11 protein-coding genes are annotated in these 16,939 nt (G+C 67.9%); 8 read left to right on the forward strand and 3 right to left on the reverse strand.

From position 1 onward, the window contains the following. Nucleotides 1-57 precede the first annotated feature (57 nt). From ACYVKI_RS02270 to secA, 3 genes are all read left to right on the forward strand, one after another. Nucleotides 58-933 carry a ComF family protein gene (locus tag ACYVKI_RS02270; RefSeq protein ID WP_460688721.1) on the forward strand — a complete coding sequence of 292 codons (876 nt, stop codon included), beginning with the start codon at nt 58-60 and terminating at the stop codon, nt 931-933. Between the two features lie 169 nt (nt 934-1,102). Beyond that, nucleotides 1,103-1,828 (forward strand): ribosome hibernation-promoting factor, HPF/YfiA family, encoded by a 726-nt coding sequence (hpf, locus tag ACYVKI_RS02275; RefSeq protein WP_460688722.1) that lies wholly within the window; start codon nt 1,103-1,105, stop codon nt 1,826-1,828. Nucleotides 1,829-2,120: 292 nt separating this feature from the next. After that, nucleotides 2,121-4,790: a preprotein translocase subunit SecA gene (gene secA / locus ACYVKI_RS02280; protein ID WP_460688723.1), complete on the forward strand. Its 2,670-nt coding sequence runs from the start codon at nt 2,121-2,123 to the stop codon at nt 4,788-4,790. A 10-nt stretch (nt 4,791-4,800) separates the two neighbouring features. On the opposite strand, the gene ACYVKI_RS02285 is transcribed toward secA, so the two are convergent. After that, nucleotides 4,801-5,481 carry an Rv3235 family protein gene (locus tag ACYVKI_RS02285; protein ID WP_460688724.1) on the reverse strand — a complete coding sequence of 227 codons (681 nt, stop codon included), beginning with the start codon at nt 5,479-5,481 and terminating at the stop codon, nt 4,801-4,803. Between the two features lie 139 nt (nt 5,482-5,620). Further along, nucleotides 5,621-6,697: a LysM peptidoglycan-binding domain-containing protein gene (locus tag ACYVKI_RS02290; protein WP_460688725.1), complete on the reverse strand. Its 1,077-nt coding sequence runs from the start codon at nt 6,695-6,697 to the stop codon at nt 5,621-5,623. Nucleotides 6,698-6,928: 231 nt separating this feature from the next. Between ACYVKI_RS02290 and ACYVKI_RS02295 the strand changes: the two genes are divergently transcribed. Continuing rightward, nucleotides 6,929-7,492 (forward strand): hypothetical protein, encoded by a 564-nt coding sequence (locus ACYVKI_RS02295; RefSeq protein WP_460688726.1) that lies wholly within the window; start codon nt 6,929-6,931, stop codon nt 7,490-7,492. 39 nt (nt 7,493-7,531) lie between these two features. On the opposite strand, the gene ACYVKI_RS02300 is transcribed toward ACYVKI_RS02295, so the two are convergent. Next, on the reverse strand, nt 7,532-7,768 hold the full coding sequence (locus tag ACYVKI_RS02300) for a helix-turn-helix domain-containing protein (protein WP_460688727.1): 237 nt from the start codon (nt 7,766-7,768) through the stop codon (nt 7,532-7,534). 309 nt (nt 7,769-8,077) lie between these two features. Here ACYVKI_RS02300 and ACYVKI_RS02305 point away from each other — a divergent pair, with 309 nt between their 5' ends. From ACYVKI_RS02305 to ACYVKI_RS02320, 4 genes are all read left to right on the forward strand, one after another. Beyond that, a complete protein-coding gene (locus ACYVKI_RS02305) occupies nt 8,078-8,848 on the forward strand; it encodes a CpaB family protein (protein WP_460688728.1) in 771 nt (256 codons plus the stop codon). Further along, nucleotides 8,848-10,470: an AAA family ATPase gene (locus ACYVKI_RS02310; RefSeq protein WP_460688729.1), complete on the forward strand. Its 1,623-nt coding sequence runs from the start codon at nt 8,848-8,850 to the stop codon at nt 10,468-10,470. Before ACYVKI_RS02305 ends, ACYVKI_RS02310 begins: the two co-directional genes overlap by 1 nt. Nucleotides 10,471-10,545: 75 nt before the next feature. Next, nucleotides 10,546-15,363, forward strand: coding sequence for an NAD-glutamate dehydrogenase (locus ACYVKI_RS02315; RefSeq protein ID WP_460688730.1), 4,818 nt, complete (start codon nt 10,546-10,548; stop codon nt 15,361-15,363). Between the two features lie 3 nt (nt 15,364-15,366). Next, nucleotides 15,367-16,896: a sensor histidine kinase gene (locus ACYVKI_RS02320; RefSeq protein ID WP_460688731.1), complete on the forward strand. Its 1,530-nt coding sequence runs from the start codon at nt 15,367-15,369 to the stop codon at nt 16,894-16,896. Nucleotides 16,897-16,939: the final 43 nt, after the last annotated feature.

Below are 16,939 nucleotides of genomic sequence, written 5' to 3' on the forward strand. Positions count from 1 at the left end.
TCCACAGAGTGCGGAACTCCCCTGCCCCGGACGTCGGGAGTCGGTGAGGCTGGGACCATGTGGCCCCCGCTGCTGTCCTCGCTGCTGTCCTCCCTGCTGTCCTCGCTGCGACGACCTGTGTCCCTCCGGGGAGCCCTGTGGGGGATGTCCTGCGGATTCCTCCAGGAGGTCGCGGGGGTGCTGTCCCCGGTGTGGTGTGCCGGCTGCGGATGCGAGGACGTGGTCCTCTGCGGCGACTGCGATGATCTGCTCAGGGATCTCACACGCCGTCCCTTCCGAGCCGAGGAGCAGGCGCTGGCGCTGCCGCTGGTGCCGTCCTCCGGCACGGATGCCGGGGCCGGACTCTCGGCATTGCCGACAGTGGCCGCGGCGCGCTACGAGGGCCTCGTGGCGCAGGCGGTCCTGGCGTTCAAAGATCACGAGGTCACCGGGCTGTCCCGCGTGCTGGCCCCGGGTCTGCACGCCGCGGTCGCGCAGACCCGGACGTGGTCGGCTCGGCGGGGTGCGCCGCTGCTGGTCGTCCCGCCCAGCACGCCGGCGGCTCTGCTGAGGCGCAGCCACCGTCCGGTGGAGCTCCTGCTGCGCGCCGGTGGTCTGCGACCCGTCCGAGGACTGGTCGCGCCCACTGTGGCATCGGCGCTGCGTTCGTTGCTGCCGGGCCGGCGGCAGAAGGCCCGGGGGGTGGTCGCCCGGCGTCGGGCGCTGCGGGACACGCTGCGCATCACCGGAGCGGGCCGGCGAGTCCTGCCGGGGTCCGAGGTGGTGCTGGTCGACGATGTGCTCACCACCGGGGCGACGCTGCACGAGCTGCACCGTGTGCTGGTCGAGGCGGGAGCCGTCGTGTGCGGGGCGGCGGTGCTGGCCGCCGCGCCGCGAGGAGCCTCCGCCGGGCAGGTTCGGCACCCAGGTCGGAGGAGGTCTGCGGATGGGTGAGGAGGTCTGCCGACAGGCTCTGTGATCAGTTCCGGCCTCACCCGTGACGAATGGGGCGATTCGTCCTAGGGTGGAGTATGGGTATCTTCACGATGGGTCCCATCGCAGCGGCGACGGGACGAGAATCCTGTTCGGCCGTTGTGCTGTCATCGGAAACGAGGAGGACACCATGACCCTTCAGGTCAGCTACACCGGACGGAACATCCAGATCCCCTCCGCATTCAAGGAACATGTCCAGGACAAGATCGACAAGATCGAGCAGCTCGCGGACAAGGGGCACCGCCTGGAAGTCAAAGTCGCCTCCGAGAACTCCCACCGTCGCGCAGACACTGCGCTGACCGTCGAGCTGACCGTGATCGGTCGCGGCAAAGTGGTGCGTTCGGAGGCCCAGGCTGAGGACAAGTTCGCCGCGTTCGAGATCGCGCTCAACAAGCTGACCGAGCGTCTCCGCCGCGCCCGGGATCGGAAGAAGTCCCGCGCACACAACGCCTCCCGGAACGGAGCCCCCGACGTCGCCACCGCGATGGCCGGGCTGGATCCTGTCCCCACGGACCGGCCTCTCTATGAGCAGGTGCTGGATGCCGAGTCTGCCGACGATCACCCGCCGGCCGAGGACGAATGGGACAGCGCGACGGTCAAGATCCGTCGCAAGGTCTTCCCCGCCCAGCCGATGAGCGTGGACGCCGCCGTCGACGCCATGGAGCTGGTGGGCCACGACTTCTATCTCTACGTCGACGCCGAGACCGGACAGCCCTCGGCGGTGTACCGGCGTCGTGGATGGACCTATGGAGTCATCTCTCTCGATCCCGACCACCAGATCGACGAGCCCACCACGGAGGAGCGCAGCTACCGTCCGGAGAATGGCACCACGCCGAGCAAGGTCGGGGTGGCCTGATCAGGCGCGGACCGGCGGCATCGTCGACGACCTGCCGCGTCTGACCTCCTGAGCGAGGCGCAGGGGCCCGGACACCTCGTCCGGGCCCCGTCCATGTCGCGACGGTGGGCCGGCGGGGCGCCCAGACGGGGGCGTCCCGCCGGCCCGCCCGGGCGGAGCGTCGGACGGAGCTTTAGGCACCGTCCAGCTTCACCGCGTAGACTGACAAGCGGCTCCGTGCCGGTGTCCCGGGACACATCCGGGCGCCGGACGCGCAGCCGAGCACCGATACACACCTGATGGAGAACCGGCCGTGCCTACTCTGCTCGAACGAATCCTCAAGACCGGGGACAAGAAGATCCTCAAGACGCTTCGCGCCTACGCCGATGCCGTCAACCTCTTGGAGGACGAGTTCAAGGAGCTCTCCGACGCGGAACTGCGCGCCGAGACCGAGCGCTACAAGGAGCGTCACCGCGACGGCGAGTCGCTGAACTCGCTGCTGCCCGAGGCCTTCGCCGCGGTGCGCGAAGCCGCCGACCGCACCCTGGGTCAGCGGCACTATGACGTCCAGGTCATGGGCGGTGCCGCACTGCATCTGGGCAACATCGCCGAGATGGGAACCGGTGAGGGCAAGACGCTGGTGGCCACCGCCCCGGCCTACCTCAATGCGCTCACCGGCAAGGGCGTCCATGTCGTCACGGTCAACGATTACCTGGCGAAGTACCAGTCTGACCTCATGGGACGTGTCTATCGATTCCTCGGGATGACGACGGGGACCATCACCAACGACCTCAAGCCGGCCCAGCGCCGCGAGGCCTACGCCGCGGACATCACCTACGGCACGAACAACGAGTTCGGGTTCGACTTCCTGCGGGACAACATGGCTCAGTCGCTGGACGACCTGGTCCAGCGTGAGCACCACTACGCGATCATCGATGAGATCGACTCCATCCTCATCGACGAGGCGCGCACCCCGCTGATCATCTCCGGCGCCGCCTCCGGGGACATCTCGCGTTGGTACACCGACTTCGCGACCCTGGTGACGAAGCTCCACAAGGATGAGGACTACGAGGTCGACGAGAAGAAGCGCACGGTCGGGGTCCTGGAGCCGGGGATCGACAAGGTCGAGGACTATCTGGGCATCGAGAACCTCTACGAGACCCAGAACACCACGCTCATCCAGTACCTCAACAACGCCATCCGGGCCAAGGAGCTCTACAAGCGCGACACCGACTATGTGGTCGTCAAGAACGAGGTCCACATCGTCGATGAGCACACCGGTCGCATGCTCAAGGGGCGGCGCTACAACGAGGGCCTGCACCAGGCCATCGAGGCCAAGGAAGGGGTGCGGATCAAGGCGGAGAACCAGACTCGCGCCACGGTCACCCTGCAGAACTACTTCCGCGGCTACGAGAAGATCTCGGGCATGACGGGAACGGCCGAGACTGAGGCCGCCGAGTTCATGTCCACCTATGGACTCGGGGTGGTCCCGATCCCGCCGAACCGGCCGCGTCAGCGCATCGACCACAACGACATGGTCTACAAGAACGAGGTCGTGAAGTTCGACGCGGTGCTGAAGGACATCGTCGAGCGGCACAAGAAGGGCCAACCGGTGCTCGTCGGCACCGAGTCGGTGGAGAAGTCCGAGTACCTCTCCAAGCTCCTGGCCAAGGAGGGCATCCGTCACGAGGTCCTCAACGCGAAGAACCATGAGCATGAGGCGGCCATCGTCGCCCAGGCCGGTCGCAAGGGCGCGGTCACGGTGGCCACCAACATGGCTGGTCGAGGCACGGACATCATGCTCGGCGGCAACGCCGAGTTCAACGCCGTCCATGAGATGGAGAAGCTGGGCCTGGACCCGGCCGAGGATGCCGAGGAGTACGAGGCGACGTGGGACGAGGTATTCGCCAAGGCCAAGGCTGCCGCCGAGAAGGAGGGCGACGAGGTCCGGGAGGTCGGCGGCCTCTACGTGCTCGGCACCGAGCGTCACCAGTCCCGCCGCATCGACAACCAGCTCCGCGGACGTTCCGGTCGTCAGGGCGACCCCGGTGAGTCCCGGTTCTACATCTCGCTCACCGATGACCTGATGCGTCTGTTCAACCAGGCCGCGGCCCAGAGGATCATGAACTCGAAGGCCATGGATGAGCAGATCCCGGTCGAGCACAAATTCGTCTCCGGAGCCATCGCCAATGCTCAGCAGCAGCGTGAGGGCCAGAACACCGAGATCCGCAAGAACGTCTTGAAGTACGACGATGTGATGAATCGTCAGCGCGAGGCGATCTACTCGGACCGTCGGCGGATCTTGGAAGGGGACGACGTCCATGAGAAGGTCCAGCACTTCATCGAGGACGCTATCGGTCTGATGATCGACGAGAAGACGACGTCGAGCTCCTCCGAGGACTGGGACCTCGAAGGGCTGTGGGAAGAGCTGGAGTCGCTGTATCCGATCTCTCTGGCGGTGGAGGACGTCGTCGAAGAGGCCGGTGGCATCGACCAGCTGACGGTCAAGATGCTCAAGCGAGAGGTCATCTCCGATGCCAAGATCGCGTACGAGGCCAAGGAGGAGGAGCTCGGGGAAGAGGCCGTCCGCCAGCTCGAGCGCCGTGTGCTGCTCTCGGTGATCGATGAGAAGTGGCAGGAGCACCTCTACGAGATGGACTATCTGAAGTCCGGGATCGGCCTGCGCTCCATGGCGCAGCGTGACCCGCTCGTGGAGTATCAGCGCGAGGGCTACCTGCTGTTCCAGACCATGGCTGACGCCATCCGCGAAGATTCCGTGCGGTACCTGTTCAACGCGGAGGTCACCTCAGCGGCACCTCAGGCGCGGGCGACCAGCCTGCCTGGTGTGACGGAGGGGCGGGTGGCCGCCGCCGGCAAAGAGGTCAGCGTTCCTGGGCTGAAGCAGGAGCAGGGCGGGGTGAAGCTGAACTTCACCGCTCCGACCGAGACCGGGGGGAAGCAGACAGAGCCCCGCAGCAGCTGAGCTGCGTGCCTCAGCCCAGTTCGAGGGCGACGGCCCGCCACCTGCCCCGGTGGGCCTCCACCCGCATGGCGCAGGCTCGAGTCCGTGTCTCATCGGTGAAGATGACGGAGACTTCCCAGACCCCGGACTCGACCGGCTGCGTCCGGATCTGCCGGAGGCTGAGCCTGGTGGGAGGGGCGGTTCCGGCGGAGGCCGCGTGACCACGTCCTGAGGGACGGCGGGCGTGGGCCATCAGGGTGCTGCGCTCTCGGACCTTCTCATAGACGGCCGGGACCATCCACCGGTGCAGCTGCTGAACCGGCCGAACGCCTGCCAACGACTCCATCGTGGCCTGGCAGATCAGTCGGGACACTGCATGGACCTGCCTTCTCTCCTCGCGCTGCGTCGCGAGTTCGGTGGGGCGCCGTCGATCTCCGTCGGCGGCTGCGGAGGCGGAGATGTCGTCGGCCCTGCGACGCTCCAGCAGCCGCTGGACTTCCTCCTCCCGCTGCAGGCGGAAAGTGTTCGGCCGTCGTGGCGGAGAGGGCGGCCGCGATGTCTCGGGATCTGCCCGCACCGTGGCGTCGAGCCTCAGCAACGGCTCCAGGGCGGCGAGGCCGTCGGGGCTCCCCGTCGGTGCGGGATGCCCTCCGCCCGCTGACCGGGGGGTCTGCGGAGTTCTCTCCCGGTGCTCTGACACGGTGGCGGTCATGATCTCAGTCCTCTCCTGACGGTGCTGTGACGGGTGGGGATGACAGTGGGCAATGCGTCGAGGTCGGCCCCAGCGCGGGGGCGAGCCTGCACTCGAGGGTGTCGACGACCGGGAGTCCGGGTGGGCTGGTGCGGCATGCTCATGGATTCTTCCCCTCATCGGGTGCTGTCAGCACTGTTCCGGGCAGCAGGTGGCCCGGATCATCGCCGATGACCTGCTGATTGGCCTCGTACCACTGCGGCCAGAGCTCGGCGATCTCCCAGTCGGTGGCGTGGGGACCGAGCTGCTCGGCGGCGATGTCCCACAGAGTGTCGCCGGCGCGGACAGTGATATCCGCCTCGATGCGGTCTCGGGTCTCCGAACCCTGGTGCCGCTCCACATCGGAGTCCGGCGTCTCAGGGGTGAACAGGGGGCTCATCGGCTCCTTCTCGAGTGGCTGCGGTTCCTTCTTTTCGGTCGTGTCATATCCCGAGACCTCCGGTGACCAGGTCTGCGCCGTGTGGTCGGTGACCTCCTCGGTCGCGACGGCACGGAACAGCGCGTCATCCGGGCCGGTGGCTGAGGAGCGTTCCTCGGTCAGGGCTGTGACCGAGATGCCCGGGGAGGTCTCCGTCGGGGTCGAGTTCGCCGGCGTGTGCTGGTGAAGGCCCGTGGCGGCCGCCGCGCCGCCCACGGCCAGCTGGGCGGTCAGCGCCAGCACCACGGTGCGTCGCATGAACTCGGGGGAGAGCCGCTCCAGCAGGTCGCGTGTTGGTCCGGTCTCGAGCCGGCCCAGGCGCAGCAGCACCACCAGGATCAGCGAGGCGAGTGTCGCCAGCAGAGAGGCCAGGCTCAGCAGGATTCCCAATCCGGCGGCTCCGAGGCCCATCAGACGTTCTGCCTCGCGGAGTCCGGCGTCGAGCCTCGGCAGGTGCTGGTGGACCACCGAAGGAGCCTCGGCGGAGATCAGCGAGCCGACGGGGACTCCCAGGATGGCGGCACCGCTGACGAGCAGCACGGGTCCCACGGCGACGCTCAGCAGGGTCAGGGCGATGTCCTGCCTCCGATCGGTCGCGGGAGGGATGTGCAGACCGGCGTCGCGACGAATGGTGCGTGTCCTGAGGGCGCGTGGCTGACGTGCTGAGCTTCGGGTGGGCTGGTGCTTCGAAGCGCGGCCGAGCCTGCCGGTGCCCGTCCGCAGCCGTTCGCCTCGTCGTGCGGCCGTGGTGATGCTCATGGCCCCTCCTGCTCGTTGATGGGTGATGTTCGCTGTGACGCAGACCGCTGTGCTTGACAGGGTCAATCGTGGCGATAGTCGGCATGTTCGTCAAATGATGCGATTTGATGTGGTTTGCTGGATCTCGATGCTACATGGCCCGGTGGCGATTGGGTAGGGTGGTGTCGCCGTCACAGCCCGGGCGGCAGTGCCCCGGGGGGAGGAGGGCTTCAGGAGGGGAGGCGGTTCACCATGCGATGGGATGCGCTGTTCGAGGACATGGAGACGCGCTGGGCCGCTGAGGTCTCGGCGGAGCTGGATCGGGACATCGCCGAGGCCACGCGGTTCGAGCAGGCCGCGGTGGGCCTGGCGGACCGGCTCCGTGCCCATGTCGGCAGCTCGGTCACGGTGCTCCTGCCCGGGGAGCGTCAGGTGGAGCTCTCTGTCGGAGCCGTCGGCGGGGACTGGGTCGGTGGCACTGAGGGGCATCACGGCGTCCTGGTGCCGTTGAGCGCCATCCAGGCGATCGAGGGGCTTCAGCGGAGGGCTTCCCCGGAGCGCAGCCCAGCCCGGCGGCGCTCCGGCCTGTCCGCGGTGCTCCGCAGGATCGCGCGGGACCGAGCCGTGGTGGAGGTGCGCGGGGTGGCCGGAGACATCATGGTGCACGGCCTGCTGCTGAGTGTGGGGCGGGACCACTGTGAGGTGGCGCGGACGATCATGGGGGAGGTCCCGCGGCTGCGCGGGGCGCAGGGGGTGCGCACTGTGCCGTTCGCGGCTGTGACGGAGATCAGGGCTGAGGGGCCGTCGCCCGGGTGAGCGTGCTGCCGGGCCGGTCCGGATCTCCGGCTGCCGGGCTCAGGAGGTGGGCCGCGTCGCCGGTCGCGAGGTCTGCTCGCGTTGGAGGCGGGCCTGACGCTGGGCTTCGTACTGGCGCTCGATGTACTCGTCGAGCTTCGCCTCTTCGACCCGCCATTGGCCGCGTCCGCCGACCTGGATGGCCTCGAGATCTCCGCCGCGCACGAGGCTGCGTGCCTGGTCCATCGAGATGTTCAGGACCTCAGCGACGTCCGGGAGGGTCAGAAAGCGCCGCATTGATTCCTTTCGATCGTTCTCGGTGGTGGTCCGACGCCATCGGAGTGATCAGGTGGTCGATCACGGGAGATGGTCCCGGATTCCTGTGCTGCACTGTGGACGAGTCCCGGACAGTGTCCGGTGGTTCGATTCTCTCACAGCAGATGCCGGAGAGAGCTGTTCGTCCACAGGAGCTGGTCTTGTCCACAAGTTGCGTCGCACAACTGCACGGTCGCCGAGCGTCGACTACTCTGAGGCCGTGGCGGAGCGGGCCTGAGGGGGCGACGCTCCGGGTGTCTCAAGGACGTACCGGTGATCGAGGGGGCGGATATGGCATCTGAGGCGTTCGAGCGGGAGGCGGCCGCACGAGCTCCGGAAGAGGCCGCGGAGCGACTCCGACGGCCCAGCTGGCGAGACCCGCGTCTCCTCGTCGGGGTGCTGATCGTGGTGGTGTCGGTGGCCGGAGTGGTCGGTCTGGTCGCCGATCAGGACCGCACGGTTCCCGTCTACGCCGCTGATCGCACCGTCTTCGTCGGTGAGCCTCTGGACATCGAGGACCTGCGCGTGGTGGACGTGCGACTGGACGAGGTGGCTGATCGCTATCTCAGCGCAGAGACTGAGCCGCCGTCCGACCTGCAGTACGTCACAGTCGTGGACGAAGGGGAGCTGGTCCCGGTGCGCGCCGTGGCGTCCTCGGACCCGTTGGAGCGCCGGGCCGTCACCCTGGAGGTCGACGACGCGCTGGCCCGGGCGGTCGAACCCGGGCGCACAGTGGATCTCTGGGCGGCTCACGGCGGCGGCATCGGTGGCGAGGCAGAGTCCCGGGTGGAGCAGATCGTCGAGGCTGCTGAGGTCGCAGCCGTCACCGAGTCGAGCTCCACGTTCGGGGCCCAGTCCGCGGTGACAGTGGAGCTGCTGGTGGACGTCGAGGACCTTCCCGAGGTGCTGGCGGTCCGCAGCTCGGCGGCGACTCTCTCCCTGGTGCCGGCCGAAGGCGGCGCCGCGGCGCCGAACGCTGCTGCGGAGGACGACGGCGTCGCCGATGAGGACGCCGATGAGGACGCCGACGAGGAGCCCGAGCAGGACGGGGCGGAGTCGTGATGCGTTGTTCGGTCATCACCGCAGGACGTCTGCACCACGACCACATTGCCGCCGTGGAGCGGATCCATGGCGCTGTCACCATCGATCGCCGCTGTGCCGACATCGCTGAGCTCGTCGCCGCCGCCCGGGCAGGCTGGGCTGACGCCGCGCTCGTCATCGGCGAGACCGAGGTGCTGACCGCGACATTGCTGCACGAGATCAGCGAACGGGGACTGGTCGTCGTCGCGGTCTCCGACGTCCCAGAGGAGCGGACTCGGCTGCGCCGACTGGGGATCGCGGCCCTTCCCGACAACGTCGCGACGGAGATCCTCATCGATGCCCTGCGCGGAATGCCGGCGCCGGACGTGGAGACGACGCCGAGCCACCCGGAGGGAGTGGCGGACTCCGACTGCGCCAGCTCGGCCTCCCACGGACCGGATGCGGCGCCCAGCGCTGCCAGCCGGGGGACAGGACAGGATCAGGGGCGAGGACAGGACCAGCGCCGAGGACAGGACCAGCCCGTGCCGCCCGGCGCCGACCCGCTGGACGCAGAGCTGGCCGATCTGATCCGATCGGCCGAGCACCCGCCCGCCGAGGACTCCGCCACCGTGCCTGACCGCGGTCCGGACGTCGGACCAGTCGCGGAGCGGGACCAGGACAGAGGACACCTGGTCGGAGATGCCGTCGTCGAGGAGGTTCACGGTGATCAGTGGACCGAGGGCTTTCCACATGCGGAAGGGACCGAGCTCGAGGACTCCGAGGCGGTGCGCTCCGAGGAGGAGATCGCGGGGAGCTCCCAGGACACTCGGCTCACCGGGATCACGACGGTGTGGGGGGCGCCCGGAAGTCCCGGCCGCACCACACTGGCGGTGAACCTCGCCGCCGAGCTGGCCTTGGCCGGGGGCCGGGTGATGCTCATCGACGCGGACACTATCGCCTCATCGGTGGCCACCCATCTGGGTCTGCTCGAGGAGTCGGCGGGGCTCGCGCAGGCCTGTCGACAGGCAGATCTGGGGCGGTTGGACTCCATGCGACTGTGGCGTGCCGCCACCAGGGTGGACATCTGCGGCAGTCGGCTCCACCTGCTCACAGGGCTGCCCCGCCCCGACCGCTGGCCGGAACTGCGGCAGGGAGCCCTGCGCCGCGTCATCGAGCTCAGTGCCGAGGACTTCGACCATGTCGTGATCGACGTCGCCGCCGCCACTGAGCAGGATGAGGAACTGACCTTCGACACCCTCGCGCCGCAGCGGAACGCCGCCACCGTCGTGGCGGTGGAGGAGGCGCAGACGTTGTTCGCCCTCGGAGCTCCGGATCCGGTCGCCTTTCCCCGGCTGGTGAAGTCGTTGGAGGACCTGCGGCTCAACGTCCCCCAGGCACCGGCGCCCCGAGTGCTGATCAACCAGACACGTCGCGACGTCGTGGGCCGAGCCCCTGAGGAGCAGCTGCGCGAGGCCTGGGCGCGATTCGGCCCCGCCGAACCGCTGGAGACCTTCCTGCCCTGGGATCGCGCAGCCTGCGATGAGGCCCTGCTCACGGGACGAGTCCTGGCAGAAGCGGCACCGCAGTCGCCGTTGCGGCGGAGTGTGGCCGAACTCGCCGGTGCGGAGCTGCCCACGCGCCGACGACGGCGTCTGAGACGATAGGCTGGCACAGCGAGGTCGGACACCGTGGTCCGGCCCTTGGACGGGGCATCGAAGACCCAGAAAGAGTGAGTGCACATGGCCGGTGAGAAGTCCCTCTGGACCCGTGATGACGCTGACCTGGAGACTCTGGAGAGCGCATATTACGCGCACATCGCTCCAGAGGACCTATGGTCCGTCAGCTCGGAGCATCAGCGAGAGCGGGTGACTCGGCATCTTGAGCTGGCCCGCCGCCGCACGGACTCCTCGCCACAGGCTGACGTCGTCACCGTCGCGGGGCGGAGCATCGCCCTGGTGGTCACCGATGACATGCCCCATCTGGTGGACTCCGTCACCGCGGAGATCTCCCGACAGGGCCATGCCATGTCTTTGGTGGTCCACCCGATCTTCCTGGTGAGTCGCAGCCTCGATGGGCGGGAGATGCTCGGGGTGCGCTCCGTCCCCTCTCCGCAGCGAGGGCTGTCGTCCGGGGACACCCAGACCCTTCCGGACCTCTCGGTCCTGGCTGATGCCGACCAGCACACCGATGTGGAGTCCTGGATCGCCGTGGAGCTGGACCGCGAGCTCGCCGCCGAGCAAGCCGCCTCTCTGGTGGAGGGGCTCTACGACGTGGTCGACGACGTCAAGGTCAGTCACCGGGACCAGAACCGGATGATCGGGAAGGCCCGCGGAGCCGCCGGGCTGCTGCGTGAGGCCGAGGGGCTTCAAGAGTCTCAGGAGTCTGCGGACCTGCTCGACTGGATGGCCGACGGCAACTTCCTGTTTCTGGGCTACCGGGAGTATGAGCTCGATGAGCACTCTGACGGCTCGCTCCACCTGGAACCGGTGGGAGAGACCGGGCTCGGCATCCTGGCCCAGGTGCGCAGCAAGAGCAGCCTGCACCGGACCACCGAACTCTCCGAAGCCGGACGCGAACGGGCTCGGGACCGCCGCGCACTGGTCATCACTAAGGCGAACTCCCGCTCCACAGTGCGCCGCCGCACCTACATGGACTATGTCGCGGTGAAGACCTTCGGCCCGGACGGCACCGTCCGGGGGGAACGTCGCTTCGTCGGACTGTTCAGCCAGCGGGCCTACACCCAGTCGATCCAGAACATCCCGCTGCTGCGGTCGCGGGCTCAGGAGCTGCTGCATCGCTCCGGATTCAGCCCGGACTCCCACTCCGGATCGGACCTGATGCAGATCCTCGAGACCTATCCGCGCAATGAGCTGCTGCAGATGGACATCGAGGAGATCGAGGAGACGGCCTGGCAGATCCTGCAGCTGCAGGAGCGTCGGCGGGTGAAGCTCTTCCTCCGCAAGGACCACTATGGGCGGTTCATGACGGCGTTGCTCTTCCTTCCCAGGGACCGTTACAACACGGCAGTCCGCCGGCGCGTGGAGCAGGAGCTGCTGCGCCACATCGATGCAGAATCCATCGACTTCACCGTCTGGCTCACCGAATCGGTGCTGGCCAGGGTCTTTTTCCGGATGCGGCTCGCCGATGATGCCGCGGAGCTGCAGGTGACCGTCGATGAGCTGCAGCAGCGGCTGGCCGGGGCTGTGCGCTCCTGGTCCGAGGGCATCTCCCAGGAGGCGGCCGAGCGATACTCCGGCCGGCGGGCCGAGGACCTCGCCCGGCGCTGGGGCGAAGCGTTCCCGGAGGACTACCGGGTGCTCTACGAGGTCTCCGACGCGCTGGCCGACATCGCGCAGTTCGAGACGCTGGAGCGCCACCCGCATGACGGCCCGCGCATGCAGTTCTACCCGCCGCGCGGCGACGACCCTGCGCACATGCGCCTGAAGCTCTACCTGACCGAGCCGAAGACGCTGACGGACACGCTTCCCACGATCGATGATTTCGGGCTGTCCATCCTCGATGAGCGTTCCTACACGCTGACCTGCGAGGACGGCACGAACTTCCACCTCTACGACCTCGGTCTGTGCTACCCGGCCGGTGTCGACCCGCACACCACGATCGATCTGCTCAAGGAGGCCTACAGCCACGTGCTGGTGGGCACTGCAGAGTCGGACATCTTCTCCCGGCTGGTGTTGCACCTGGGGCTCTCGATCCGCAAGGTGACAGTGCTGCGGGCCTACGCGAAGTACATGCGGCAGCTGGGCTCCTCGCACTCCTACGCGTTCCTCGCCGAGGCTCTGCTGCAGAACCCAGAGGTGGCTGTGGCCCTGGTGGCCTACTTCGAGGCGCGGTTCGACCCTCACCTGGAGGGGCCGCGCGACGAACTGATGGCAGAGACTCGGGAGCAGGTGCTCCAGGCCCTGGAGTCGGTGCGTACCTTGGACGCCGACCGGGTGCTCTCCACCTTCCTCAACCTCATCGACTCCACACAGCGCACCAACGCCTACCAGGGCCGGAACTGGCTGGCGCTGAAGCTGACCCCCGGGAGCATCGACTCCGCCCCCCAGCCCCGTCCGGCCCACGAGATCTGGGTGTACTCCCCGCAGGTGGAAGGTGTGCACCTGCGGTTCGACAAGGTTGCCCGCGGCGGGCTGCGCTGGTCAGACCGCCAGGAGGACTTCCGCACCGAGGTCCTGGGCCTGGTGAAGGCACAGATGGTCAAGAACGCGGTCATCGTGCCCTCGGGAGCGAAGGGCGGGTTCTACGCCAAGCAGCTGCCTGACCCGGCGGAGGACCGTGGCGCATGGTTCGAAGCGGGTCGTGAGGCCTACAAGGTCTTCATCCGGGCGCTGCTCGACATCACCGACAATCAGGTGGAGCAGGACGGACAGATGCGGATCGTCCCGCCCGAGGACGTCGTCCGGCACGACGGAGACGACGCCTACCTGGTCGTCGCCGCTGACAAGGGGACAGCCACCTTCTCCGACACCGCCAACGAGGTCTCTGCCGAATACCGGCACTGGCTCGGCGACGCCTTCGCCTCCGGCGGGTCGGTGGGGTACGACCACAAAGCCATGGGAATCACCGCTCGTGGCGCCTGGGAATCGGTCAAGGCCCACTTCGCCGAGCTGGGCCATGACACCCAGACCGAAGACTTCACCGTCGTCGGCATCGGAGACATGTCCGGGGACGTCTTCGGCAACGGGATGCTGCTCTCCGAGCACATCCGGCTGGTCGCGGCGTTCAACCATCTGCATATCTTCATCGACCCTGACCCAGACGCTGCGGTCTCCTTCCAGGAGCGGAAGAGGCTGTTCACGGCGAAGCGCTCCGGGTGGGACGCCTACGATCAGGACCTGATCTCCGAGGGAGGCGGGGTGTTCTCCCGGACGGCGAAGACCATCGCGATCACCGAGCCGATGCGCCGCCGCTTCGGCCTCCCTGAGGACGTGGAGGTGATGACCCCGCCCGAACTGCTCCATGCCTTGCTGAAGGCGCCTGTGGACCTTCTCTACAACGGGGGCATCGGCACCTACGTGAAGGCGGCCCACGAGACCCACGATGAGGTCGGTGACCGTGCCAACAACGGCATCCGGGTCGACGGTCATGAGCTGAGCGTCCGGGTGGTCGGCGAGGGCGGCAACCTGGGGCTGACCCAGGCAGGGCGCATTGAAGCGGCCCAGCACGGGGTGCGGCTCAACACTGACGCCATCGACAACTCGGCCGGCGTGGACTGCTCCGACCACGAGGTCAACATCAAGATCCTGGTGGACCAGCTGATCGCCTCGGGGCACCTGCAGGCGGAGGAGCGCACCGAGCTGCTGCGTGAGATGACCGACGACGTCGCGGAGCTGGTCCTGCAGACCAACAGGGACCAGAACATCCTGCTGATGACGGACCGTCATCGGATGGGTGACTGGTCGCCGAGCTTCCAGCGCCTGATGGGTTGGCTGGAGGACTCGGCCGGGCTGGATCGGGAGCTGGAGGTGCTGCCCTCCGACGGGCAGCTTGAGGAACGGCGGGATGCCTCCCAGCCGCTGACCTCACCCGAGCTGGCGGTGCTGGTCGCCTATGCGAAGATCCAGCTCAAGGGTGCATTGGTCGCCTCGGACCTTCCCGACGACGAGTGGTTCACCTCCCTGCTCGAGGGCTATTTCCCGGAGCAGATCACTTCGCGGTTCGCCTCGGAGCTGCCGCGGCATCCCCTGCACCGGGAGATCATCGCCAACGTGTTGGCCAACGACGTGATCAACATGGGTGGCGCCACCTTCGTCTTCCGTGCCATGGAGGAGACCTTCGCCTCCGAGGCCCAGGTGGTCCGTGCCTTCGCCACGGTGCGGGAGCTCTTCCGTCTCGACGAGTTCGATGCGGCGATGCGCGGTCTGCCGGTCAGCTTCCCCCGTGAGGAATGGGCACTGACCTACTTGGACATGCGTCGCCTGCTGGACCGTGCGGTGCGCTGGTGCATCAACCATGCGCCGCGGGGGACCAGCGTGCAGGAGGACGTGGAGCTGTTCGCGGAGCACATCCGTCCGATCTACGGCCACCTCTCCGAGCACCTGCGCGGAGAGGACCGGGTCCGGGTCCTGGAGAGGAAGGCTGAGGTGCTGGCCGCCGGCATGCCGGAGGATCTGGCGGGCTGGGTCGCCGAGCTCTTCGAGACGTTCTCACTTCTCGATGTCGCGGACCTGGCACGCGAACATGGGGTGGACTCCACGGAGGCCGCCGGCATCTACTACACCGTCTACGAGGAATTCAGTGCGGACTCTCTGCTGGAGCGGATCACCGGGTTGCCGCGGAAGGACAAGTGGCAGGCTCTGGCACGCGGGGCTCAGCGCGATGAGCTGTACCACGCGATCCGTGATGTGACCTCTTCCGTGCTGCAGACCACCGAGCCGGGACCCGCTGAGGAGCGGATGGCCGCGTGGCGCCGGGAGAACGAGACCAGGATCAGTCGGGCCGAGCGGCTGGTGGCCGAAGTGGACCAGCTCAAGACGGACAACATCGCGTCCTTGACGGTGCTGCTGCGGCATCTGCGCGGTCTGATCGGGGGTTGATCGATGGCCGTGTTCGAGGATCCGCTGATCGATCATCCCCACCTGCAGGCAGGAGACGCCGACTGGCTGCACTCCCTGGTGGCGGACTGGCAGATGCTCTCGGACTTGGCCTTCTCAGACCTGGTGCTGTGGTTCCCGCATACCGTGGAGGGTTTCATCTCTCCGGAGGGCCGTTCCTATATCGCGCTGGCCCAGGCGCGGCCCTCGACCACCCAGACAGTGGTGCATCGTGATGTCGTCGGCGACAGGATCCGGGCGGACCTGAAGCCGATGGTGGAGCGGGCCTGGCGTTACCAGGTCGAGACGAACTCCTCGGATGAGGGACGTCCGGCACCGGCGCGGATGCGGGTCACCGCCATCCCGCTGATTCGTGGCGGGCGCACCTTGGCGGTGATGACCCTGCATTTCGCGGTGACCGCGCTGCGGACCCCGTCGCGACTCGAGCTGACCTACCGGCGGTGTGCCGATGATCTGTTGGCCATGGTGGGCGAGGGCCGATGGCCCGAGACCCATGTCGAGTTCAGCGCCTATGGCGGAGCGCCCCGGGTGGGGGACGGTCTGCTGCGTCTCGACGTCGAAGGGAAGATCACGTTCGCGAGCCCCAATGCGGTCTCCGCGCTCTCCCGGCTGGGAGTCGCTGATTCCCTCGAGGGCCGTTCACTGGCAGGAATCGGTGCTGAACTGGAGCGCGCGACCGGAGGCGCGGTCGATGAGACCAGGCCGCTTCTGCTGACCGGACGGCGGGCGATGCGCGCCGAGCTGGAGGCCCACGGTGCCGCGGTGACGCTGCGTTCGATCCCGCTCTACAAGGAGGGGGAACGGTTCGCCGCCCTGGTGCTGTGCCGGGACGTGACGGAGCTGCGCCGCCGTGACCGGCAGCTGATGAGCAAGGACGCGACCATCAAGGAGATCCACCATCGGGTGAAGAACAATCTCCAGACCGTCTCGGCCCTGCTGCGCATGCAGTCACGCCGGATGGACTCCGATGAGGGCCGTGAGGGGCTGCGCCGGGCAATGCGCCGGGTGGAGACCATCGCGATGGTCCATGATTCGCTGTCCAAGGGTCTGGAGGAGAGCGTCGACGTCGACGAGCTGATGCGTCGCCAGCTGAGGCTGGCCGCCGAGATGGCCCAGTCGGAGCGGCGGGTGGAGACCCGGCTGGACGGCAGCTTCGGTCAGCTGCCGCCGGATATGGTCACGCCGCTGGCGCTGGTCATCACTGAAGTGGTGGCGAATGCGGTGGAGCACGGATTCGGCCCGGATCCGGCTGGCCGGACGCTGTCGGTGCAGATGTCGGTGAGCCGCGCTGCGGATGCGGCGGGGCGGGAACGGCTGGAGCTGGAGATCGTCGACGACGGCGTCGGCCTGCCGGAGGAGGGCTGGCAGCCGGGCCTGGGGCTTCAGATCGTCAAGACCCTCGTGCGGGGGGAGCTCTCCGGAGTGATCGACTGGGACCACGGTGCGGGCCCCGACGGTGAGCCCGTCGGCACCCGTGCCGTGCTGCGGGCCCCGATCCTGGGGCCTCAGCAGTAGGTGAGCTCGGCACCGGACTCAGCCCGACGGGACCAGGGCCGTC

It is taken from the genome of Nesterenkonia suensis (genome assembly GCF_054782935.1).

Coding starts and splice junctions, on each gene's coding strand:
- ACYVKI_RS02295 (WP_460688726.1), top strand. CDS start 6,929: ATGCGATGGGATGCGCTGTTCGAGGACATGGAGACGCGCTGGGCCGCT.
- ACYVKI_RS02315 (WP_460688730.1), top strand. CDS start 10,546: ATGGCCGGTGAGAAGTCCCTCTGGACCCGTGATGACGCTGACCTGGAG.
- ACYVKI_RS02320 (WP_460688731.1), top strand. CDS start 15,367: ATGGCCGTGTTCGAGGATCCGCTGATCGATCATCCCCACCTGCAGGCA.
- ACYVKI_RS02285 (WP_460688724.1), bottom strand. CDS start 5,481: ATGACCGCCACCGTGTCAGAGCACCGGGAGAGAACTCCGCAGACCCCC.
- hpf (WP_460688722.1), top strand. CDS start 1,103: ATGACCCTTCAGGTCAGCTACACCGGACGGAACATCCAGATCCCCTCC.
- ACYVKI_RS02290 (WP_460688725.1), bottom strand. CDS start 6,697: ATGAGCATCACCACGGCCGCACGACGAGGCGAACGGCTGCGGACGGGC.
- ACYVKI_RS02300 (WP_460688727.1), bottom strand. CDS start 7,768: ATGCGGCGCTTTCTGACCCTCCCGGACGTCGCTGAGGTCCTGAACATC.
- ACYVKI_RS02270 (WP_460688721.1), top strand. CDS start 58: ATGTGGCCCCCGCTGCTGTCCTCGCTGCTGTCCTCCCTGCTGTCCTCG.
- ACYVKI_RS02310 (WP_460688729.1), top strand. CDS start 8,848: ATGCGTTGTTCGGTCATCACCGCAGGACGTCTGCACCACGACCACATT.
- ACYVKI_RS02305 (WP_460688728.1), top strand. CDS start 8,078: ATGGCATCTGAGGCGTTCGAGCGGGAGGCGGCCGCACGAGCTCCGGAA.